Consider the following 21,648-nt stretch of genomic DNA (forward strand, 5'->3'; position numbering starts at 1 on the left):
CCCACCCCGCCGTTCGCCCAGATGGCCCTCGTTCCACACAAAACGGAGTAAACCCTCTTCGATCCGACTCTCCCTCTGTTCCGCCAGTTTGCGGAACACTTCCCCGAGGTGGCGACGCAGCTGCTCATACAGCGTACGCCGTCGGCACTTCGGGATGAACACTACGTGATATTTGCACTCCCACTTCGAGTGGCTTAGGCTTTCAGACTCGTCCATCGGGATTCTCCATAGTCGTGTGCTTGGCGGCTCACGGCTTGAAGTTTCCTGATGGACTCCCTGAAATGTCAAACTTCTCCAGTCCCCCGGCAGAGCCGGGGGATTACCCGTTTTTGGTTCAGGTTTTATGCCGTCCGAGTGCGGAGGCCCTGGGCGGCGCCGGAGGATCTCAAAGCAGCACTGGCGCTTGTCGGAGTCTTCGTCCAACGAGTAAACGACAATATTGGTATCAGCGAAGAACCTTGCGGTCATAGCACTCGTCCCGATGGTATTGTCCCGACCAAGCGCACGCGTGCTTCACAAATTCCGCCCAATCTGCCGCCTCGTCGCCCTCGGCGGACTCAGCCGTCCGGTGTTTGGACTTCAGGTAACCCACAAAGTCGAGCACTTCACGCAACTCAGCTTCGGGAAGGCTACGCACTTGCTCGAAAACCAGTTCTGCCACGCTGTTCATGTGACCTACCTCGCCATGCACTTTTCTTGAGTTTAACCACTTCCGTCGGGTTCTTCAGCCCACCAGCCTGGAGCATGCCGAGTTTTTGGCGGCGGAGTTGACGAAATCTCTGACGGAACATTGTACGCCGGTGGCGATGACGAAGCCTTTGCGCTGGATTGCCGCCAGCAGAGGCGGCATCCTGCAAAGCCCGGATTTCTCCAACGAAGGTCTCCAAGTGATCGACGCTGGAACATACGGGCCCGTATATGAAATACCTTCCAGCACAGAGCCCACTCACCAACCTCAGCTGGCCTCGGTCATGGCGCGAGGCTGCGCGGTCAGCAATTGGGGCGGCGCCAGAAAGCCCTCATTCCCGCGCAAGCGCGAACGCACTGTGGATAACCCGTTTCCATACCGTCATGCCTCAGTGTCACCCTCGTCAGCCAGGAATGCACACACTCGCGGTCGTTACCGGCAGACTACACCGGCGCGCCCCGCTTCTACGGCGGCGAACTTGACGAAAACTGGACGACGAACTGCCGACTGCTGTGTAATAAAGGTGACAGTATTTGGAATTCATTCCAGAGACCAGCCCGCTCACCAAGCGCTTCGAGCGGAGTCTGCGAATGGATCACCCGGGTCTGGCACGCCTCGTCGCCGAAGACGCGCCTGACCGCTTCCATGGCTACCGGCGCCTGCGCGGTCGCCGTCGCCCCGTGGCGAGAGGGTTGGTAAACAGGGTCCGGCCCAGCGCTTTGCCGAGGTCGTCGGTGTTGGGCTTGAATGCCAGTCCCCGGACGGGAACATGGCGTCCGTTGAGTCGCCGAAGCAGGCTCTCCGGGCAACAACAGCATACTCTCACCGCTTATCGAGGTGTTCGGGCGCCCAAGCATCCAGTTGCTCCACCGTCGCCGCCACAAGCCGTCGGTGCGCCCACTCCGGCAGCGGCCCGAGACGGTGCTCGAACTGGCGTCTACTACGGCCCTGCTCCGGTCCGTGCCTTGCAGGCCGGCAATTGCCCGCCGTCCTCCCGGCGTCTGCCAGCGCGCGCTCGCGGGCACGCTACCGCCATGCCCGAATGCGCTGGCATCCAGCAGACTGGTCGTCCTTCGTTCCGTGCACAGCGACCGTGACGGGTCGCGGTTCGCTTCGAAAGGGCTCGCAGCGCGCGGCCCTTGCGGGGAACCGCCGTTCGCGCCCGAATGGCCGGTCGCGCCTGGTCAACGCCAAGCCACACGGCGAGCGCACCGACGTGCGACTGCCCCGGGATGATCCCAGTGCCCGGTCCGGTGGCGTGTGAATTGCTTCACGGTTGCCGCAGCCCTGCACTGCCAAAAAAGGGGACGGTATATGAATTCATTTCAGAGACCAGCACTCTCCGGTCGGTTCGAGCGCAGTCTGCGGGTGCCTCACGCGGATCGCCACTGCCTTCATGGCGACCGATTCGTACGCGGTCGACCCGCAGTGCGAAGGGGTCGGCGAGCAGCCTCCGGCTCAGCACTTCAGGCCGGTCGCCGGTGTTCGGCTTGAACGCCAACGTCCAGGCGGCAACATGGCGTCTCTCGAGGTTGCCAAAGCATCGTCCGTTCCACGGACGAAAAGCATACAGTCACCGTTGCCACGCAGCACTTGCGGATCCTGGCCGTGCGGCTCGATGATCAGTCGCACTTGATGGCCATGGCACCGTCCTCGTTGTGAGGACAGAGCACGGGACTACCCTCGCCGGGCCCGCTGGATGCACCCATGTCACGATCATCGCCAATCTGGAAACCATGGTTCTACTCGAGTGCGGCCAGCGCCAGCTCGGGTGCCTTGTCCAACACTTTGAACAATGCCTTTGCCGCACCTGCCGGGGAGCGTTTGCCTTGTTCCCAATTGCGGATGGTCTCGACAGAGACATCAATACGTCGCGCAAACTCGACCTGGCTGAGACCAAGGCGCGTTCTGACCCTGCGTGCGTACCGGGCCGCATCCAGCCGGGCTTCGGATTCATCCGCCGCGCGCTGTGCAGCGATGCTCTCTTCAGTCGTGGCGTCCACACGTGCCGGGTCGATACGCCCAAGTGTCGGCCCATCCGCAGCGGCGGCATCAATCGTCACTCGAACCATTTCCATAGTACCGAACCTCACGCTGGTTGGCCTCGCGCGCCGAAATGATGCGCATGGCGTCATGACGAGGGGTGTAAACCACTACAAAAATCGCTGCTCGATCGCACCGATCACCCGATGGCGTTTCTCGCCATGGCTGTATCTGGTATCGGCCTGCACCATTCGATCGGGATCAAAGAACACCTGCGCCGCGTAGGCAAAATCAAGACCGCGCTCTCTGAAGCACAAGTCGCTCGTTGCTTCATCCCACTCAGCGACAAGGGGGACAGTATGGGAAATACCTCCCGAAGAGGAGTCAGCCTGAAAAGAACCAGCAGATCTATGGTGGATAAGAGTCGTTACCGAAGCATCGTACCGTCCAGGGAACAAAAGCCTAGCGCAACCGTTTCTCGGTCCACCGCTGGTACTGCGCAAGCCTCTGTCCGCCTGCTGACGTGACTGCGCCAGGGATCGGCTGGTCGCAAAGAATGTCTTCAGGCGTCCGGTAACCAGCCCTCATTGAGGACTTCTTCTTCCATCGCCCACGGACAGGCCTCGGGAAAGCAATCAAGGCCGCTTTCCCCAACCGCTTGCGCAACAGCCTTCGCCCACACCATCTCAAGCCATCGAGTTTCCTGGAGCTTGGGGGTGAGGCTTGGGGCGTCACTCAGTCCATAGGCAATCTCCTTGCGCTGCGCGAGGATGGTCTTTTCCCAACTGGCTCCCCGCCGCTCCGGCTGATACCGCCACTTGAGCAGATGAGCCATGAGAACCGACATCCGGCTCGCCAGTTCGCGCTGTTCGCTCTTGCCCACGTCTTCGATTTCCTCCGCGAGGTGGTCGCGGTCGAGCAGCTCCAACCGCCCAGCACGAAGAAGGCTGGCCTGCTCGTTTGCCCATGCCACGATATCGGTTTCGTACCTGGTGGTCATATCGACCTCCCAATGAAGTGCCAATGAAGGTGACAGTATATGAATTCATTCCAGAGACCAACCCGTTCACCAGGCGCTTCGATCGGAGTCTGCGGATGGCCAACCTGGACTAGGCACGCCTCGTCGCCGAACACGCGTTGGGCCGCTTTCCTGGCGACGAGCACGTGCGGAAAAACGGGGACAGTATAGGAAATGCCCTCGCTGGATTCGTCTCAAGGGTGCGAGTGATTTGGCCCTGTTGACAGCGGTTGGAAAATCGACACAGCAGCAGCGGACAGCGGCCTGCATGTAGTGCGCCAACAAAAAGGGCGCACCGGGTCATTCACTTCGATCCCGGGCCCTCGCCCAAGTGCAGGGCAACCCGACTGATCGTAACCAATCACCCCCCTACCGAGACGGCGGGCAAAGGCGGCATCGGTAGTCCCTGGCGGCCGGCCTGAAGGGCGGCGGTGAGGTAATCCCAAGCGGACGCCTTCCTTGCGCGACAAGTGTCGATGATGCTGGCGAGCAGCGCAAACGCTCGAGTTCCTTGCTCGCTGCGGGTACCGAAGCTCAGGCGACGAGCGATGCAAGAATAGTTTACTGTCACCGTTTCTCCAGACCTCGGTCATGGCGCGAGGTGTCGGGGGTTGTGAAGGATTGGGGCGGCGCCAGGAAGCCCTCATTCCCGCGCAAGCGCCAACGCACTTCGTGACCCGTTTCCGTACCGCCGTGTCTGCAGACGCGCCAAGCCGTTTCCCTGGCGACGGGGTCGAACGCGGTCGCCCCTCGTGGCGCCCAGGAGGGTTTCCACTTCGGTGGGGCGCAAGTAGCGGGGGTGTCGACCTGGACGATGCATGACTGGCCCTCTCCCCCGGCCCCTCTCCCAGAGGGCGAGGGGGAATTCTGGAGGCGTCGCATCAGCGCGGAACCGACCAGACCCCGATGGCCGGCGACGTAGATCTTGGCGTGTGTATCCATGGATGTAGGTCAGCGACCTGCAAGCGGGTTGACGTGTTTCAATCCCGGGAAACGTCGGAAATCGTTGTCCGCGGAATAGATGCTGTAACCCTGCTCCAGGGCCAATGCGGCGATATGTGCATCGGTGGTCAAGTTGCCCGACATGCCGGTCTGGACCAGCAAATTTCGCAGGACTGCCCAATGCCCGGCACCCGGCCCTACCAACCTGACGGCAGGCTGATCAAGCCATTCGTCGATATAGGCAATGGCGGATTCCGGCGACATGGGTTTTGCGAACACCCTGGGGTTCGTGCAAATGCGCAGGAATGCCAGCAGCACGACCAGCGGAATACCGACCACCGCCGCGCCCGAGAGGGTCTCTTCCCACCAGGCCCTCGCCTGCTTGTGCTGGGGCAGGTCGCTGTTGACCGCATAGATCAACAGGTTGGCGTCCACCAGTATCACTTGCGCTGCTCCAGCTTGGCACGGATCGCGTCATCCTCAAGGCCATCTGCCAGTTGCAGCGCCTTGACCAGATCGATAGCCGCCGAAGGGGCCCCGAGGGAAACCGGCTTGAGGCGATAGGGCTTGAGACGCGGGGTGATTGGGCCCTGCAAACCCGCCAGCAAGGCTTCGTTAACCACTTGCTTGAAGGGCTTGCCCGCTTCTATGGCACGCCGCTTGAGTTCGTTGGCCAGACCATCTTCAATCGTCAAGGTTGTGCGCATCACTATGCCTCATCAATAGCATCAAGACATCATATCACAAGGGGGCGCCGCCTACTCGTCGTAATCCATGGCCTTGTAGCCGTGCTTCTTGACGAGTTCGTCCCGTTCGGCGGACTTGAGGTCTTCCCGCACCATCTCGGCCACCAACTCGTCGAAGGTGGTCTTCGGCACCCAGCCCAGCTTGGCCTTGGCCTTGGCGGGGTCGCCCAGCAGGGTTTCCACTTCGGCGGGGCGGAAGCATCTCGGGTCGACGGCGACGATGGGTAGGGGCTGGGTTGCCGGCGGTTGCCGGCTCCGCTTTGCCTTCTCGCAATGACGGCTTGCGGGGTTTCTGGGGTGGCCGCGCTTTTCGCAATGACGGCTTGCTGGGTTGCTGCGGTGGCTTCGCCGCCTCGCAATGACGAATTGACCCAATAGCCTTTTTCCCCTCAACGCCCTGGCCTTCCCAGCGGATTTGCATGCCCAGTTCCTGGGCGGCGGCGTTGACGAAGTCCCGCACGCTGTATTGCACGCCGGTGGCGATGACGAAGTCTTCCGGCCGGTCCTGTTGCAGCATGAGCCACTGCATCTCCACGTAGTCCTTGGCGTGGCCCCAGTCCCGCTTGGCGTCCATATTGCCGAAGTAGAGGCAGTCTTGCAGGCCGAGTTTGATGCGACAGAATAAAGGGGACAGTATATGAAATACCCTCGCTGGATTCGTCTCAAGGGGGCGAGTGATTCTGCCCTGTTGAAAGCGGTTGGGAAATCGATACAGCAGCAGCGGACAGCGGCCTGCGTGCAGTGCGCCAACAAAAGGGGCTCCGGGGTCCTCGCCCAAGTGCAGGGCAACCCGACTGATCAGCCCGGCATTGTAGTGGATGCCTTGTTGTCGCAGCGCTTGCGCGGCTTCATGGAATGACTGGATCAGGCCAGCCGACTTGGCTTTGGCAAGCACACCGAGCGTGCCTGTCACGTTAAGCCCAAGATACTCGGCGATGCGGCGGCCCTGGCGCTCGTCGATGGTCACTCTGAATAGAGGGAATAGAGGTGACAGTATATGAAATTCATTCCAGAGACCGGGAATAGAGGTGACAGTATATGAAATTCCTTCCAGAGACCGACCCGCTCAGCAAGCGCTTCGAGCGGAGTCTGCGGATGGATTACCTGGCTCAGGCGCGCCTCGTCGTCAAAGACGCGCCGGGCCACTTCCATGGCGACCAGCCCGCGCGAGGTCGCCGTCGCTTCGTGGCGAAGAGGTTGGTAAGCAGCGTCCGGCCCGGCGTTTTGCCGAGGTCGTCGGTATTCGGCTTGCATGCCAGCCCACGGACGGCAACATGGCGTCCGTTGAGTCGCCGAAGCATGCCCTCCGTGCAAGAACGGCATACCGTCACCGCTTCCCCGAAGCCGCGCGACAGCTCGACGGACTTCGGCAGGCGCAACACGCTTCTCTATCCGGATGATGCGGCCGACCGTGTTGGACTCTGCAGCCAGTTCACGGTCGCTGCTGGCGAACTGACGCGGCGTTCGAGCGGGTCAGGCCTGGAGGACAGGTCGGGCTTGTCCCGGTACGAGGCGCGTCAGGACACCGGTGCCAAGTGGCTCTTTGACAACCTCGGCTGCAGTCGTTGCCGATGCGTGCGTCGCAACTTCTGATTCTCGTACCGAGTCCATGGAGCGTGCGGCAGGCAGGCCATCCTGCCTGGTCAGCCGCAGTCAGGGTGCGATCAGCGGCCTCAACGGAGCAGATGCCCGGCGAGTTCGGCATCCAGGGGAAACCTGTCATCCATGGAAATGAGTGTCGCTTCGTGCGTCAGTGCCGTCGCGACAATCAGTCGATCCTGCGGGTCGCGATGATGTTCGGCAAGCTGAACGGCAAGGCGGGCAACGCGTGGGGTGATCGGCAGCAGCCGGATGCCCGAACCATCGAGCGCTTTCTCGAACCACTCCTCTTCTGCACAGGGCAGGCCGATTCGGCCATGGTGTGCCGACCAGGCGACTTCGAAGCAGGAAATGGCCGAAACACCGACCGGCTCAGCACTTTCGATACGCTCGGTCTACGCCGATTGGAGGCGCATTTGATCCTCATCGATCCACCAAAGCCAGATGTGCGTGTCGAGAACGATCATCCAGGCAGCTCCCAGTCGCTTTCGGGAACGCTACCGAGAATATCGCCATGGATTTGAACTCGGCCGGCAATGTGCGGGTGGGGACTCCGACCGACCGCAACCGCTTCATCGGCGGCGAGGACAATGATTTCGACGCGGCGGTTATTGAAGGCATCGGGCAGTTCAATCAGCACATGCCGATCCTTGACCTGCTCAAACAGTCGTTCCACTTGCATGTGATGCTCTCCAAACTCCACCGACATAGAGGTGACAGTACATGGAATTCATTCCAGAGACCAACCCGCTCACCAAGCGCTTCGAGCGGAGTCTGCGAATGGATCACCTGGGTCTGGCACGCCTCGTCGCCGAAGACGCGCCGGGCCGCTTCCAGGGCGACCGGCGCCTGCGCGGTCGCCGTCGCCCCGTGGCGAGAAGGTTGGTAAACAGTGTCCGGCCCGGCGCTTTGCCGAGGTCGTCGGTGTTCGGCTTGAATGCCAGCCCCCGGACGGCAACATGGCGTCCGTTGAGTCGTCGCAGCAGGCCCTCCAGGCAACAACAGCATACCCTTACCGCTTATCGAGGTTTTCGGGCGCCCAAGCATCCAGTTGCTCCACCGTCGCCGCCACAAGCCGTCGGTGTGCCTACTCCGGCAGCGGCCCGAGACGGTGCTCGAACTGGCGTCTACTGCGGCCCTGCTCCGGTCCGTGCCTTGCAGGCCGGCGATTGCCCGCCGTCCTTCCGGCGTCTGCCAGCGCGCGCTCGCGGGCACGCTACCGCCATGCCCGAATGCGCTGGCATCCAGCAGACTGGTCGTCCTTCGTTCCGTGCACAGCGACCGTGACGGGTCGCGGTTCGCTTCGAAAGGGCTCGCAGCGCGCGGCCCTTGCGGGGAACCGCCGTTCGCGCCCGAATGGCCGGTCGCGCCTGGTCAACGCCAAGCCACACGGCGAGCGCACCGACGTGCGACTGCCCCGGGATGATCCCAGTGCCCGGTCCGGTGGCGTGTGAATTGCTTCACGGTTGCCGCAGCCCTGCACTGCCAAAAAAGGGGACGGTATATGTATTCATTTCAGAGACCAGCACTCTCCGGTCGGTTCGAGCGCAGTCTGCGGACGCCTCACGCGGATCGCCACTGCCTCCATGGCGACCGATTCGCACGCGGTCGCCCCGCAGTGCGGAGGGGTCGGCGAGCAGCCTCCGGCTCGGCACTTCAGGCCGGTCGCCGGTGTTCGGCTCGAACGCCAACGTCCAGGCGGCAACATGGCGTCCCTCGAGGTTGCCAAAGCATCGTCCGTTCCACGGACGAAAAGCATACAGTCACCGTTGCCACGCAGCACTTGCGGATCCTGGCCGTGCGGCTCGATGATCAGTCGCACTTGATGGCCATGGCACCGTCCTCGTTGTGAGGACAGAGCACGGGATTACCCTCGCCGGGCCCGCTGTGTAATAAAGGTGACAGTATATGAATTCATTCGACAGACCAACCCGTTCACCAAGCGCTTCGAGCGGAGTCCGCGGATGGCCAACCTGGATCAGAAACGCCTCGTCGCCGAAGACGCGTTGGGCCGCTTCCGTGGCGAAAAGGTTGGTAAGCAGCGTCCGGCCCGGCGCCTTGCACAGGTCGTCCGTGTTCGGCTTGAACGCGTGTCCCCAGACGGCAACATGGCGCCCGTTGAGTCGCCGAAGCATGCCTGCCACGCAAGAATAGTATACTGTCACCGTTTCTCGCAGTCAGCCAGGTGCGCTTCGTCGATGCTCCCTTCTTCGCGTACAGCCACCCGTCGCGCCGCCGCATGCGCCAGACCACGCCGGCTTCGCTTTCGCGAAGGTCGTCCGTGACGTCAGTGATCCTTGAAGACCTCTTCCAGCGTCGTGGCGTCCAGGATGTTCTCGGCCCATTGCTCCAGTTCTTCGACGGTGGCGGCGTTCAGCCGAGCCAGTGTCTCCGCGCTGGGCGGGCCGAAGCGGCGCGTGAGTTGGCGTTCGAGGAGCGCAGACTCCCCTTGCCGAATGCCTTGCTGCATTCCTTGCCGAATGCCTTGCTGCATTCCTTGCCGCATGCCTTGCTGCATGCCTTGCTGCATTCCTTGCTGCATGCCTTGCTGCATGCCTTTCTCAATGCCGATACGTTCTACCGAGGTGATGTAGGGCATGGCTCGGTTCCTCTCCAGTTGTTCGATGTCTTGCCAGAGTTGATTCTGCAGCTCTTTGGGCACTTGCATCATCCAGTCGATGACGCTGAACAGGTCAATGATGCGTTGCTTGTCCCAGTTGCGTTCGTAGAGCAGTTTGGCCAGCCGCCATTTTGCAGCAAGCCTTTGCCCGTCGTCGCCCTTGGTTTGCTGGGTTAGCAGGTGAGCGGCAGTAACCAGGGCGAAAGGGTTGGGGTCGACCAGCAGCGCCTGGGCTTGCGGCTGGTAGTCGAGCAGCTTTGCCGCGGGAAAATCGAGGTAGTGCCGGCAACCGAAGAGTTCATATCCATAGCTTTGCGGCTTCCAGCGTGGACGGTCGTCGGCAAGAACGGCGAGGCTGGCGATGGGGCGTCGGTATTTGTCGTAGAGACGGTAGTTGTACGTAAAGAGACGCTCGGCGAAGTCGCCGGCTGGGTCGCCCTGCACTTCGACGTGGACGTACACCCAGTGTTCGCCGCCGTCGTGGGTGGCGACCTGGACGAGTTTGTCGAGGAGCCGCTTGCCGAGTTCGGCATCTCTGACGATCTGGGCGAGTTCCTGATCAAGGAAGGTGTAGCCGCGGTTCCAGTCGATCTGCCGATGCGCGTCTGGAAAGTAGAACGCGATGAACTCGGGAAAGTAGCGCGTGACGGCGTCTTTCCAGGGAGTGTCGTAGTCGTCGTTGGCGACGGCGGGCTCGAGGGGCGGGTTCATCGTGCGGAAAGGGGGGAGAGGATATGCATTTCCTCTGAGAATAGAGGTGACAGTATATGCAATTCATTCCAGAGACCAACCCGCTCACCAAGCGCTTCGAGCGGAGTCTGCGGATGGATCACCTGGATCAGGCGCACCTCGTCGCCGAAGACGCGCCGGGCCGCTGCCGTGGCGACCAGCGCGTGCGCGGCCGCCGTCGCCCCATGGCGAAAAGGTTGGTAAGCAGCGTCCGGCCCGGCGCTTTGAACAGGTCGTCGGTGTTCGGGTTGAACGCTAGTCCCCGGACGACAACATGGCGTATGTTGAGTCGCCGAAGCATGCCCTCCACGCAAGAATAGTTTGCTGTCACCGTTTCTCGGCGTGGTGGGGAGTGAACGGTTACCGGTGATGACCTGGACGCTGATCACCGGCCGGCGCCGGAGGATCTCAAAGCAGCACTGGCGCTTGTCGGAGTCTTCGTCCAACGAGTAAACGACAATATTGGTATCAGCGAAGAACCTTGCGGTCATAGCACTCGTCCCGATGGTATTGTCCCGACCAAGCGCACGCGTGCTTCACAAATTCCGCCCAATCTGCCGCCTCGTCGCCCTCGGCGGACTCAGCCGTCCGGTGTTTGGACTTCAGGTAACCCACAAAGTCGAGCACTTCACGAATAGAGGTGACAGTATATGAAATTCATTCCAGAGACCAACGCGCTCACCAAGCGCTTCGAGCGGAGTCTGCGGATGGATCACCGGGATCAGGCGCACCTCGTCGCCGAAGACGCGCCGGGCCGCTGCCGTGGCGACCAGCGCGTGCGCGGCCGCCGTCGCCCCATGGCGAAAAGGTTGGTAAGCAGCGTCCGGCCCGGCGCTTTGAACAGGTCGTCGGTGTTCGGGTTGAACGCTAGTCCCCGGACGACAACATGGCGTATGTTGAGTCGCCGAAGCATGCCCTCCACGCAAGAATAGTTTGCTGTCACCGTTTCTCGGCGTGGTGGGGAGTGAACGGTTACCCGGCAGCGGCCCGAGACGGTGCTCGAACTGGCGTCTACTACGGCTCTGCTCCGGTCCGTGCCTTGCAGGCCGGCGATTGCCTGCCGTCCTCCCGGCGTCTGCCAGCGCGCGCTCGCGGGCACGCTACCGCCATGCCCGAATGCGCTGGCATCCAGCAGACTGGTCGTCCTTCGTTCCGTGCACAGCGACCGTGACGGGTCGCGGTTCGCTTCGAAAGGGCTCGCAGCGCGCGGCCCTTGCGGGGAACCGCCGTTCGCGCCCGAATGGCCGGTCGCGCCTGGTCAACGCCAAGCCACACGGCGAGCGCACCGACGTGCGACTGCCCCGGGATGATCCCAGTGCCCGGTCCGGTGGCGTGTGAATTGCTTCACGGTTGCCGCAGCCCTGCACTGCCAAAAAAGGGGACGGTATATGAATTCATTTCAGAGACCCGCACTCTCCGATCGGTTCGAGCGCAGTCTGCGGGTGCCTCACGCGAATCGCCACTGCCTCCAAGGCGACCGATTGGCACGCGGTCGCCCCGCAGTGCGAAGGGGTCGGCGAGCAGCCTCCAGCTCGGCACTTCAGGCCGGTCGCCGGTGTTGGGCTTGAACGCCAACGTCCAGGCGGCAACATGGCGTCTATCGAGGTTGCCAAAGCATCGTCCGTTCCCCGGACGAAAGGTATACCGTCACCGTTTCTCGAAGTCTTGACGTGGCCCTGCGACGTCGCAGCACGATGGGGTGTGCTGGATGGGGTGTGCTGCTTCTTGCTACTGCGGGCGCTGATCGAAGACTTCGTCCAGGGACTCGGCATCGAGCACCTTGATCGCCCATTCTTCCAGTTGATCGACATCGGCGGTGCTCAGCCGAACCTGGACCGCATCGGGGAGCGCGCCAAAGCGACGCGCGAGCAGGCGTTTAAGGAGGGCAGCCTCACCTTCCTGCCGGCCTTCCTGCCGGCCTTCCTGGCGGCCTCTCTCGACTCCGAAGCGTTCTGCAGAAGTGACGTAAGGCATGATGACCCTCCTTTCCAGTGTGTAGACTTCCTGCAGCAGTCGTTGCTCCAGATCTGTCGGCAGCCGCATCAGCCAGTCGATGACCGCGAACAGATCGATGATGCGCTGCCTGTCCCAATTGCGCTCGTAGAGCAGCTTGGCCAGCCGCCATTTTGCCGCATAGCGCTGTTCCGGGTCACCCTTGGTGCGCCGGGTAAGAAGGTGAGCAGCGGTGACCAGTGCGAAGGGGTTGGAGTCTTCAAGCAGGGGCTCGCTCTGGTTGGCGTAGTCGAGGAGCTTGACCACGGGAAAGCGGATGCCGACCTCGCAGCCGAACAGTTGATAGCCAAACCCGTCCGGCTTCCAGTTTTCGCGTTCGTCGGCCAGCACGGCCAGACTGGCAACCGGACGACGGTAGCGGTCGTAGAGGCGGTAGTTGTAGGTGAACAGGCGCTCTGGAAAGTCGGCATCCTGCTGGCCCTGGACTTCGACGTGGATGTAGACCCATTGCTCACCTCCGGCGCGCGTCGCGACCTGCACCAGACAGTCAACCAGACGCTTGCCCAGTTGGGCGTCCTGCACCACCTGGGCGAGTTCCTGTTCGAGGAAAGTGTGCGGCAGTTGCCAGTCGATCTCGGCGTGGGCACGGGGGAAGTAGAAGGCCATGAACTCCGGGAAGTAGCGTGTCAGGGCTTCTTTCCACGGGGTGTCGTAGTCATCGCTGGGGAGAGTCGGCTCTTCCATGGGTCAGAGACAGGCGTGGCGAAGGTGATCGAGGTCGGTTCGCCAGCCGGCTGACTCACTCATGCGCCTCGTTCGCCCGAGGAATCCGGCTCCTACGGGAGGCTGGCGTGGCTCGGTGGCCCTTGGACCATCTCCTGGCGCGGCGCGAGGAGGGTCTTTTCCCGACTGGCTTCCCGCCGTTCCGGCAGGGGTCGCCACTTGAGCAAATGGACCAGAAGAACCGACATCCGGCTGGCAGGTGCGCGCTGTTCGCTCTTGCCCACGTCTTCGATTTCCTCCGTGAGGTGGTCGCTGTCGAGCGGTTCGAACCGTCAGGCACGAAGAAGGCTGGCCTACTCGTTTGCCCATGCCACGACATCGGTTTCGTACTTGGTGGTCAAATGCTCACTGATCCTTGAAGACCTCTTCCAGCGTCGTGGCGCCCAGGATGTTCTCGGCCCATTGCTCCAGTTCTTCGACGGTGGCGGCCTGCAGCCGGGCCCGTGTCTCCGCGCTCGGCGGGCCGAAGCGGCGGCTGAGTTGGCGTTCGAGGAGCGCAGACTCCCCTTGCCGAATGCCTTGCTGCATGCCTTGCTCCATGCCTTGCTGCATGCCTTTCTCAATGCCGATACGTTCTACCGAGGTGATGTAGGGCATGGCTCGGTTCCTCTCCAGTTGTTCGATGTCTTGCCAGAGTTGATTCTGCAGCTCTTTGGGCACTTGCATCATCCAGTCGATGACGCTGAACAGGTCAATGATGCGTTGCTTGTCCCAGTTGCGTTCGTAGAGCAGTTTGGCCAGCCGCCATTTTGCAGCAAGCCTTTGCCCGTCGTCGCCCTTGGTTTGCTGGGTTAGCAGGTGAGCGGCAGTAACCAGGGCGAAAGGGTTGGGGTCGACCAGCAGGGCTTCGGCTTGCGGCTGGTAGTCGAGCAGCTTTACCGTGGGAAATTCGAGGTAGTGCCGGCAACCGAAGAGTTCATATCCATAGGTTTGCGGCTTCCAGTGTGGACGGTCGTCAGCAAGAACGGCGAGGCTGGCGATGGGGCGCCGGTATCTGTCGTAGAGACGGTAGTTGTAGGTGAAGAGGCGTTCGGCGAAGTCACCCTCCTGGCCACCTTGCACTTCGATGTGCACGTACACCCAGTGTTCGCCGCCGTCGTGGGTGGCGACCTGGACGAGTTTGTCGAGGAGCCGCTTGCCGAGTTCGGCATCTCTGACGATCTGGGCGAGTTCCTGATCAAGGAAGGTGTAGCCGCGGTTCCAGTCGATCTGCCGATGCGCGTCTGGAAAGTAGAACGCGATGAACTCGGGAAAGTAGCGCGTGACGGCGCCTTTCCAGGGAGTGTCGTAGTCGTCGTTGCCGACGGCGGTCTCGAGGGGCGGGTTCATCGTGCGGAAAGGGGGGACAGGATATGAACTTCCTCAAGAGAAGAGCACCTTGACGGCGCCCGCCGCCTGCTTGCCGTCCTTGTGCGTCATCGTGGGGCACCCGGAGGGCGAGAGCTTCAAATAAAGGTGACAGTATATGAAATACCTTTGGTGAGTTGCCGGTGCCGGAACGTGTCCCGCTGCTGCCTGACGATCTCACTGTCGCGCGCGGTGACGCAGGCATGGCCGCGCGCCACGGATCAGAGTCGTTCCAGATTCACGATGCAGGCGGCGAAATCCCGGAAGTCATTCAGGTTCCGCTGACAAATGCTGTGCACGATGTGCCAGTCAATGGCGTCGTAATTGTGGAGGCGATGCTGCGGAATCCGACCGCCTTCTTCATGCGGATGGCCAGGAGCGGGCTGATTAGGCCAAGGCTTGCGAGAGCTTCAAAGCTTTGCCCCATGGTGCTTGGCGCGGGGACGTCGCGGCTGGCGATCAAGTGGGCCGCCAGATCGACGAAGACTTGCACGGCGCGGGTCAGATTCAGCGTGATGATGTCCTGGGCGTCAACATCACGCTCCAGGCTTGCCGCATCAAGCGGGCATTTCTCCTTCACCCTGAGCAGAAAGCGGCGGAGGGACTCGAGCTTCTGCTCGACTACCTGCCGATCCATGCCCGCCTCCGTTCGGCCAATATGCGGCTACGATAGGGCCCGAAATCCGCCTCATCGAACAGGTGCCGGCGCAACAGGTCGGCGTAGCGTTCATCGCTTCCCAGGATGCGGCGCCCATGCGCAAGGATTTGGCCGAGCAGCGGCTCGCCGGTGCGAGTCAGGTCAATCAGATCGACCGGCCGGCCGACATGCTCCGCAAGATCGGCGATCAACGCCATCCTGGCATCGGCGCTCAACGGCCTGTCATCCGCCACCGCCAGGTCGAGGTCGCTGTCCGGTCGAGCCGCACCCCCTGCCAGTGAGCCAAACAGTACCGCCAGCTTGACATGAGGGTGGCGGCGCAGCACCGAGCCAATCAATTCGGTCGTGGTCATCTGCGACAAGGGGACTGCATGCTCGATTCTCCTGAGAACACCATCAAACACGGCACTTCGAAAGTCGATCAGGGGGCACGGCATGGGAACTGTGTCCCTCAACAGGGGCAACGGGCGAAGCTGGATCGATTGCGGCAACCTTGCCTGCATGCCCCGGCAATACCGTGACAGGATACCGAATGGGCCACGTGACGAGCCGGGTCGTTACCTTCTCGGGCCGGTCGACATGGCGTCAAACCTGTCCATGTCCAGCCGGCGCGCGCCACCACGGCGACCAGCGCGTGTCCGGAGTCGTCAAACGGGGAACCGAAGAACCGGGTGCGCGCCTGGATGTGCTGGGGGCCAGGCGACGACAGCTTCCTGCGCCGTAGCCCGCAGGCACGCTACCGCCATGCCCGGATGCTCGAGAGCATTCAGCACGCTTTGCCTTTCATCCGGCCGGGAGCGGTCGCCTGCGACTCCTGTCCCGACGTCGCGGAACGGCAACCGGCCACCAGGTCAGCGGCACTCCTCGTGAACGCCCAGTTCGGCACGCATGGCGTCGATCTCGGCCTTCACGGCCAGGTACTCCTGCTCCTTGCGCGCCAGGTAGTTGCGCGTGAGCTGCAGCTTGGCACTGATGCCTTCCGGCGTCAGCAGGTAGGCATACTTCGACTTGTCCTCGGCGCGCAGGAAATTGCCGGCCTTGATGTGGCCCTTGTCCAGCAGCGCCCTGAGCAGATAGTTGACCTTGCCGAGGCTGACCCCGAGTCGTTCGGCAAGCTGTCGCTGGCTGATCGCCGGCTCGGCGTCGACGATCTTGAGGATGCGCAGCTGAGCCTGTTCCGCCGGAGTCATGTTCGCCGTTCAATGGGTGAACGCGAATGATAAGGCCATCACGAGGGCTGGACAAGATCCACCGTGCCCGCGGAGAACTCGCTGTGGCGGTTTCAGTGCCACTGCGGGTCGGCGCCCGCCCCGCACGCGCCACCACGGGGGCCACCCGTCTTCGAGCTTCCGGGTTCGTGGATCGGGATGCCATCCGCTGTTGAAGACGCGGTACGGGGCGCTGCTGGTTGTCGGGTCGGACTGTCCGCGATCGAAGTCCTGCTCGCCGGTTGGCAGCCGATCTTCTAGGGAAGCATGCTTTCATCAATCTGACCGGCAAGGGTGATGAGCCGCTTGTCGACGGTCAGCAGTCGGCAGCCGTGCCGACGCGCCAGAATGACGTAGAGCAGGTCGTAGACCGGGTGGCTGTAGCGGATGGCGGCCGACAAGGCCTCGGTGGCGAGCGCGTCGTCCGCTTCGAAAGCGTCCACCAGGCCGACGGCCTCGCTATAGCGAGCCAAGGCCGTGTCTTTCCCCAAATCGCCGCAACGGACGTATTTCCAGAGCGTATTCGCAACTTCAGCATGAAACAGAGAGGGCGCGATGACCAGTCGGCCTTGTCCAAGTTTTTCGATCAGGGCCGGCGCAAGATCAGTCCGCAAGATGATGTGGGCAGCGGCGGAAGCATCCAGGACGATGCGCATCGACTAACGGTCGCGGTCTTCGCGAAGCATTCGTTCAGGCGGGACGGAAAGCGCCCGGATACCGGCGGTCGCGATGTCGAGGCTGATTTCTTCCAGAATCTGTTGCCGGCGCCCACTGACGGTGCTCTCCGTTGCCCTGCGAAGCGCGATCAGCGCCTCCTGCGCCAAACTCCGGTGCGACTGTTCAGCGCGAAAAGCCAGCGCTTCGTACAGGTCTTCTGGCAGATTGCGAATTTGCAGGGAGGGCATGATCAGGGTCCGCGAATGAACGACGTTTCATTATAATGCATGCATCGTCATGAAGACTTCTTTCTTCAGGCTGCTCCAACGGTCAAGAGGGAGCAGTATCTGTATCGTCTGAAAAGTATCCTGTCACCGTTTCCCCGGGCCACCGGCCCGGCTGGCGACGCCGGCGCGGGCGATCACGGCACCAGCACCTCGATGCCGGGATGTCGCTCGCGGATCGCCGCCGCCAGCGTCCGCTTGGCGAGATCTTCGCCATGCACCAGGCGCACCTGCCGCGGCGGCCGGCGCATGCGACCGATGAAGTTGAGGAGATCCTTCTGGTCGGCGTGCGCGGAGTAGCCACCAAGCGTGTGCACCGCGGCCCGGATCGGGTAGCGCTGGCCATCGAGATCGACATGGCCGCCCTTCGGGCCGTAGCGCTGGATGTCGCGGCCCGGCGTCCCCGCCGCCTGGTAGCCGGTGAAGAGGATGTCGTGGCGCGGATCACCGAGCATCGCCTTGAGGTAGTTGACGATGCGCCCGCCGCTGCACATGCCGCTGGCGGCGATGACGACCACCGGCCGGGCGGTCCGGGCCAGGTACTCGACCGCACGCAGGTGGGTGGCATGGTCGTCGATGGTGGTCAGTTGCTCGAAGTCGAGCGGATGGCGGCCGGCGGCGAGCTTGCGCCGGGCTTCGGCGTCCCAGTGCTGGCGCAGTTGCATGTAGCCATTGGTGAAGTCGGCGGCGAGCGGCGAATCGACGATGATGTCGAGGTCCTCCCAGCGGACGCCGGGCGCGGCGGCGCGCTGGCGATTGCGGTGGATGATCTCCTCGAGTTCGTAGAGCAGTTCCTGCGTGCGACCGATGCTGAAGGCCGGGATGAGCAGTGCCCCCCTGTTGCCGAAGGCGTGTTCGCAGACCGCCTGCAGCCGCTGCCGGCGGTCGCGGCGGCTGTCGTGGCAGCGATCGCCGTAGGTGCTCTCGAGGACGACGACGTCGGCCGCGTAGGGCGACTGCGGCGCCGGCAGCAGGGGCGTGTGCGGCGCGCCGAGGTCGCCGGAGAAGACGATCCGCTGCCGCTCTCTGCCCTGTCGCAGATCGCATTCGACGTACGCCGAGCCGAGGATGTGGCCGGCCGGCGAGAGCTTGATGCGCAGTTCGACCTCGCCGTCGATGACGGTCTGCCACTCCTTGTACGGCAAGGCGACGATCTGCCTGCGGATCTGCTCGAGAAAGCGATCGGCGAGCGCGCGCTCGCGCGTGAAGCCGACCTTGACGGCATCCTCGAGAACCAGCGGCAACAGCTTCGCCGACGCTTCGCTGCAGATGATCGGCCCGCGATAGCCGGCGGCGAGGAGGTGCGGCAGGCGCCCGACATGGTCGATGTGGACGTGCGTGACGACGAGGGCGCGCACCCGGCCGACCGGGAAGTTGACCGCGAGGCGCTCGGCACTGGCGCCCTCGCGCGAGGTCTCGGCACCCTGGAAGAGACCGCAGTCGATCAGCAGCGACTGCCCGTCGGCGAGACTGAGCTGGTGGCACGAGCCGGTGACGCCATCGACCGCGCCGTGGTGGCTGATGCGCCAGGCGGGCTTCGACTCCTGCCCGGCGGCCAGCAGCGGTTCAGCGTTGCAGGAAGTCGGCATAGGCCTGTCGCAGGCCCTCTTCGAGCCCGATCCCGGCACGGCAGCCGAGCGCGTGCAGCCGCGAGACGTCGAGCAGCTTGCGCGGGGTGCCGTCGGGCTTGCTCGGGTCGAATTCGATGCGGCCGCCGTAACCGACGACCTGCGCCACCGTTTGCGCGAGTTCCCGGATGCTGAGATCCTCACCGGTACCGACGTTGATGTGCGACAGCATCGGCTGCGTGTGGGCGTCGTAGATCGCCTTGTCGAGGTTCATCACATGCACGCTGGCGGCCGCCATGTCATCCACGTGCAGGAACTCGCGCTTCGGCGTACCGGTTCCCCAGAGCGTCAGGCACGGCGCGAGGCCGGCATTGCTGGTGCCGTTCAGCTGCTGCCGCAGCTCCTCGGGGATCGGCCCGTTGCGCGCCTCGTCGCGCGCGATTCCCGGCCAGTCGTGTGCCGCCGCGAGCTTGGCGAGGTGCAGCTTGCGGATCATCGCCGGGATGACGTGACTGTTCTGCAGGTCATAGTGGTCGCCGGGACCGTACAGGTTGGTCGGCATGACGCTGCGGTAGTCGGTCCCGTACTGCCGGTTGTAGCTCTCGCAGAGCTTGATGCCGGCGATCTTGGCGACGGCGTAGGCTTCGTTGGTCGGCTCGAGGGTGCCGGTGAGCAGCGCGTCCTCGGCCATCGGCTGCGCCGCGAGCTTCGGATAGATGCAGCTGCTGCCGAGGAAGAGCAGCCGGCGGACACCGGCACGCCACGCCTGGTGGATGATGTTGGCCTCGATCATCAGGTTCTGGTAGATGAACTCGGCCGGGTAGGTATTGTTGGCGTGGATGCCGCCGACCCTGGCGGCAGCGAGATACACCTGCTCCGGCTTCTCGCTGGCGAAGAACTGGCGCACCGCGGCCTGGTCGGTGAGGTCGAGTTCGGCGTGGCTGCGGGTGATCAGGTGCGGCTGCCCCTGGCCCTGCAGGATGCGGACGATCGCCGAGCCGACCATGCCGCGGTGGCCGGCGACGTAGATGCGGGGTTCAGTCATCGTCGTCGCCCGTCATTCGTGGTGGTCGAAGGTCTGGAATCCGGCGAGCTTGACCATCGCATCGCGCCGCGCCGAGCTGTAGTCGGCGAGGACCATTTCCCGCACCAGTTGCTGCACGCTGGTGGTCGGCGTCCAGCCGAGTTTCTCGCGCGCCCGCGTCGGATCGCCGAGCAGCGTTTCGACTTCGGTCGGCCGGAAATAGCGCGGGTCCACACGGACGATCACGTCGCCCGGCTTGACCTTGGCCCGCGTCCCCTCGACCCGGCTGACGATGCCCACCTCGTCGACGCCCTCGCCTTCGAAGCGGACGCCGATGCCGAGTTCGGCGGCGGCGAACTCGACGAACTGGCGGACGCTGTACTGCACGCCGGTGGCGATGACGAAGTCCTCGGGATGATCCTGCTGCAGCATCAGCCACTGCATCTCGACATAGTCGCGGGCGTGGCCCCAGTCACGCAGGGCACTCAGGTTGCCGAGGTACAGGCAGTCCTGCAGGGCGAGCGCGATGCGCGCGACGGCACGGGTGATCTTGCGCGTGACGAAGGTTTCGCCGCGCACCGGGCTTTCATGATTGAACAGGATGCCGTTGCAGGCATAGATGCCATAGGCTTCGCGGTAGTTGACGGTGATCCAGTAGGCGTAGAGCTTGGCGACCGCGTACGGACTGCGCGGATAGAATGGCGTCGTCTCCTTCTGCGGTATTTCCTGGACGAGGCCGTAGAGTTCCGAGGTGCTCGCCTGGTAGAAGCGGGTCTTCTTCTCGAGGCCGAGGATGCGGATCGCCTCGAGCAGGCGCAGGGCGCCGATGCCGTCGGCGTTGGCCGTGTACTCGGGTTCCTCGAAGCTGACGGCGACATGGCTTTGCGCCGCCAGGTTGTAGATCTCGTCCGGCTGCACCTGCTGGATGATGCGGATCAGGCTCGTCGAGTCGGTCAGGTCGCCGTGATGGAGGATGAAGCGGCGGTCCTGCTCGTGCGGATCCTGGTACAGGTGGTCGATGCGGTCGGTGTTGAACAGCGAGCTGCGGCGCTTGATGCCGTGAACCTCGTAGCCCTTGGCGAGCAACAGCTCGGCGAGGTAGGCGCCATCCTGGCCGGTGACGCCGGTGATCAGGGCAATCTTCTTCTGCACGGTCATGCCGGTTCTTCTCCTCAAGTTCGGGTTGGAGTCTGTCAGGGCGCCCATTCTGCCGTCGCCCGATGATTGCGGCGCGGGACTATATCACGCCAGGGTGAGGTGGGCTGCCGGCACCGCCACCGGCTTCTCGCGCCCGAGCAGGCTGAGCATGACGGTGACGCGCTCGGCGGCCACCGTCGACACGATGCCCGACATGCCCTTCAGTGGCCCGTCGGCGATGTCGACCGTGTCGCCGGCACGAAACGGCGTGTGCCCGGCCGCGACGGCGCCCGCCTGCTTCTCGACGAGCGAACGAAGCGCCTCGACGATGGCTTCGTCGAGGGTCGCCGGCTGGTTGCCGAAGGTGACCAGCCCGCTCACCCCGGGCGTGCTGCGTATCGGCGCGATGCTCTGGCCGGTGCGGCCACAGCGCAGGAAGCAGTAGCGCGGGAACATCACCTGCTGCTGCGGCTTCCAGCCGTCCTTCGCCTTCTCCCAGCGCGTCAGCAACGGCAGGAAGACGTCGTAGCCCTGCTCCTCGAGCTTGCGCAGCGCGAAGGCCTCGCGCCTCGGCTTGCAGAAGCAGACGTACCAGGGATTGTCGGAAGGTGCAGTGAGTGACAAGCGTCGTGGGCCGGCAGGGCCGTCTGCCGCCGGACGGGGCAGAACAGCGTGGAAAAGGAGTCGGACGGGAGGACGAAGTA

At 63.2% G+C, this 21,648-nt stretch carries 23 protein-coding genes and 5 pseudogenes; 3 read left to right on the forward strand and 25 right to left on the reverse strand.

Annotation, left to right across the window (positions count from 1 at the left end):
- The 9 genes and pseudogenes from NFW30_RS10755 to NFW30_RS10795 form a co-directional block, all read right to left on the reverse strand.
- The coding region (locus NFW30_RS10755) for a transposase (RefSeq protein WP_295372065.1) at positions 1–216 on the reverse strand (216 nt) is incomplete at its 3' end.
- A 229-nt stretch (positions 217–445) separates the two neighbouring features.
- Positions 446–670: a hypothetical protein gene (locus NFW30_RS10760; protein ID WP_295372068.1), complete on the reverse strand. Its 225-nt coding sequence runs from the start codon at positions 668–670 to the stop codon at positions 446–448.
- A gap of 1,760 nt (positions 671–2,430) precedes the next feature.
- Positions 2,431–2,766 (reverse strand): helix-turn-helix domain-containing protein, encoded by a 336-nt coding sequence (locus tag NFW30_RS10765; protein ID WP_295355798.1) that lies wholly within the window; start codon positions 2,764–2,766, stop codon positions 2,431–2,433.
- A 75-nt stretch (positions 2,767–2,841) separates the two neighbouring features.
- On the reverse strand, positions 2,842–3,174 hold the full coding sequence (locus tag NFW30_RS20060; protein ID WP_363322096.1) for a BrnT family toxin: 333 nt from the start codon (positions 3,172–3,174) through the stop codon (positions 2,842–2,844).
- 59 nt (positions 3,175–3,233) lie between these two features.
- Positions 3,234–3,671, reverse strand: a complete 438-nt coding sequence (locus NFW30_RS10775) for a DUF29 domain-containing protein (RefSeq protein WP_295355799.1) — start codon at positions 3,669–3,671, stop codon at positions 3,234–3,236.
- A gap of 969 nt (positions 3,672–4,640) precedes the next feature.
- The gene (locus NFW30_RS10780) at positions 4,641–5,075 is read right to left on the reverse strand and encodes a type II toxin-antitoxin system VapC family toxin (RefSeq protein WP_295355800.1); all 435 of its coding nucleotides are present in this window, start codon (positions 5,073–5,075) and stop codon (positions 4,641–4,643) included.
- A complete protein-coding gene (locus NFW30_RS10785; protein WP_295355801.1) occupies positions 5,072–5,338 on the reverse strand; it encodes a DUF2191 domain-containing protein in 267 nt (88 codons plus the stop codon). Before NFW30_RS10785 ends, NFW30_RS10780 begins: the two co-directional genes overlap by 4 nt.
- 51 nt (positions 5,339–5,389) lie before the next feature.
- A pseudogene (locus NFW30_RS20065) lies at positions 5,390–5,611 on the reverse strand (GDP-mannose 4,6-dehydratase); the annotation flags it as partial.
- A gap of 154 nt (positions 5,612–5,765) precedes the next feature.
- Positions 5,766–5,993 (reverse strand): annotated as a pseudogene (locus tag NFW30_RS10795) (GDP-mannose 4,6-dehydratase); the annotation flags it as partial.
- Positions 5,994–6,014: 21 nt separating this feature from the next.
- Between NFW30_RS10795 and NFW30_RS10800 the strand changes: the two are divergent.
- Complete coding sequence (locus tag NFW30_RS10800) at positions 6,015–6,236, forward strand: hypothetical protein (RefSeq protein WP_295355803.1); 222 nt, start codon at positions 6,015–6,017, stop codon at positions 6,234–6,236.
- Here NFW30_RS10800 and NFW30_RS20070 read toward each other — a convergent pair.
- A pseudogene (locus NFW30_RS20070) lies at positions 6,225–6,344 on the reverse strand (DUF3368 domain-containing protein); the annotation flags it as partial. The gene NFW30_RS10800 and the pseudogene NFW30_RS20070 sit on opposite strands and share 12 nt — an antisense overlap.
- 71 nt (positions 6,345–6,415) lie before the next feature.
- On the opposite strand from NFW30_RS20070, the gene NFW30_RS10805 reads away from it, so the two are divergent.
- Complete coding sequence (locus NFW30_RS10805) at positions 6,416–6,970, forward strand: hypothetical protein (protein ID WP_295372071.1); 555 nt, start codon at positions 6,416–6,418, stop codon at positions 6,968–6,970.
- 80 nt (positions 6,971–7,050) lie between these two features.
- Here NFW30_RS10805 and NFW30_RS10810 read toward each other — a convergent pair whose 3' ends face one another.
- Positions 7,051–7,362 (reverse strand): type II toxin-antitoxin system VapC family toxin, encoded by a 312-nt coding sequence (locus NFW30_RS10810; RefSeq protein ID WP_363322098.1) that lies wholly within the window; start codon positions 7,360–7,362, stop codon positions 7,051–7,053.
- Positions 7,363–7,490: 128 nt separating this feature from the next.
- Between NFW30_RS10810 and NFW30_RS10815 the strand changes: the two genes are divergently transcribed.
- The gene (locus NFW30_RS10815; RefSeq protein WP_295355872.1) at positions 7,491–7,865 is read left to right on the forward strand and encodes a hypothetical protein; all 375 of its coding nucleotides are present in this window, start codon (positions 7,491–7,493) and stop codon (positions 7,863–7,865) included.
- Positions 7,866–9,263: 1,398 nt separating this feature from the next.
- Here NFW30_RS10815 and NFW30_RS10820 read toward each other — a convergent pair.
- The 14 genes and pseudogenes from NFW30_RS10820 to NFW30_RS10885 form a co-directional block, all read right to left on the reverse strand.
- Positions 9,264–10,307 (reverse strand): DUF4351 domain-containing protein, encoded by a 1,044-nt coding sequence (locus NFW30_RS10820; protein WP_295372073.1) that lies wholly within the window; start codon positions 10,305–10,307, stop codon positions 9,264–9,266.
- Positions 10,304–10,816 (reverse strand): hypothetical protein, encoded by a 513-nt coding sequence (locus tag NFW30_RS10825; RefSeq protein WP_295355806.1) that lies wholly within the window; start codon positions 10,814–10,816, stop codon positions 10,304–10,306. The genes NFW30_RS10820 and NFW30_RS10825 overlap by 4 nt, the downstream gene beginning before the upstream one ends.
- Before the next feature lie 1,237 nt (positions 10,817–12,053).
- Positions 12,054–13,022 (reverse strand): DUF4351 domain-containing protein, encoded by a 969-nt coding sequence (locus NFW30_RS10830; protein ID WP_295355807.1) that lies wholly within the window; start codon positions 13,020–13,022, stop codon positions 12,054–12,056.
- A 92-nt stretch (positions 13,023–13,114) separates the two neighbouring features.
- A pseudogene (locus NFW30_RS10835) lies at positions 13,115–13,321 on the reverse strand (DUF29 family protein); the annotation flags it as partial.
- 85 nt (positions 13,322–13,406) lie between these two features.
- On the reverse strand, positions 13,407–14,390 hold the full coding sequence (locus tag NFW30_RS10840) for a DUF4351 domain-containing protein (protein WP_295355808.1): 984 nt from the start codon (positions 14,388–14,390) through the stop codon (positions 13,407–13,409).
- Between the two features lie 239 nt (positions 14,391–14,629).
- A pseudogene (locus NFW30_RS10845) lies at positions 14,630–15,045 on the reverse strand (DUF86 domain-containing protein).
- A complete protein-coding gene (locus NFW30_RS10850) occupies positions 15,030–15,419 on the reverse strand; it encodes a nucleotidyltransferase domain-containing protein (protein WP_295355869.1) in 390 nt (129 codons plus the stop codon). Before NFW30_RS10850 ends, NFW30_RS10845 begins: the two are co-directional and overlap by 16 nt.
- Positions 15,420–15,917: 498 nt before the next feature.
- On the reverse strand, positions 15,918–16,256 hold the full coding sequence (locus NFW30_RS10855; protein ID WP_295355809.1) for a MarR family EPS-associated transcriptional regulator: 339 nt from the start codon (positions 16,254–16,256) through the stop codon (positions 15,918–15,920).
- 275 nt (positions 16,257–16,531) lie between these two features.
- A complete protein-coding gene (locus tag NFW30_RS10860; RefSeq protein ID WP_295355810.1) occupies positions 16,532–16,930 on the reverse strand; it encodes a type II toxin-antitoxin system VapC family toxin in 399 nt (132 codons plus the stop codon).
- A gap of 3 nt (positions 16,931–16,933) precedes the next feature.
- Entirely contained in the window at positions 16,934–17,179 is a 246-nt protein-coding gene (locus NFW30_RS10865; protein WP_295355811.1) for a hypothetical protein, read from the reverse strand.
- Positions 17,180–17,352: 173 nt separating this feature from the next.
- Entirely contained in the window at positions 17,353–18,804 is a 1,452-nt protein-coding gene (locus NFW30_RS10870; RefSeq protein ID WP_295355812.1) for an MBL fold metallo-hydrolase, read from the reverse strand.
- Complete coding sequence (locus tag NFW30_RS10875; RefSeq protein WP_295355813.1) at positions 18,782–19,828, reverse strand: GDP-L-fucose synthase; 1,047 nt, start codon at positions 19,826–19,828, stop codon at positions 18,782–18,784. The genes NFW30_RS10870 and NFW30_RS10875 overlap by 23 nt, the downstream gene beginning before the upstream one ends.
- A gap of 12 nt (positions 19,829–19,840) precedes the next feature.
- Entirely contained in the window at positions 19,841–20,965 is a 1,125-nt protein-coding gene (gene gmd / locus NFW30_RS10880; protein WP_295355814.1) for a GDP-mannose 4,6-dehydratase, read from the reverse strand.
- Positions 20,966–21,049: 84 nt separating this feature from the next.
- Complete coding sequence (locus NFW30_RS10885; RefSeq protein WP_295355815.1) at positions 21,050–21,568, reverse strand: transcription termination/antitermination NusG family protein; 519 nt, start codon at positions 21,566–21,568, stop codon at positions 21,050–21,052.
- Positions 21,569–21,648: the final 80 nt, after the last annotated feature.

Source organism: Accumulibacter sp. (assembly GCF_023806635.1).
Classification (GTDB): Bacteria; Pseudomonadota; Gammaproteobacteria; order Burkholderiales; family Rhodocyclaceae; genus Accumulibacter.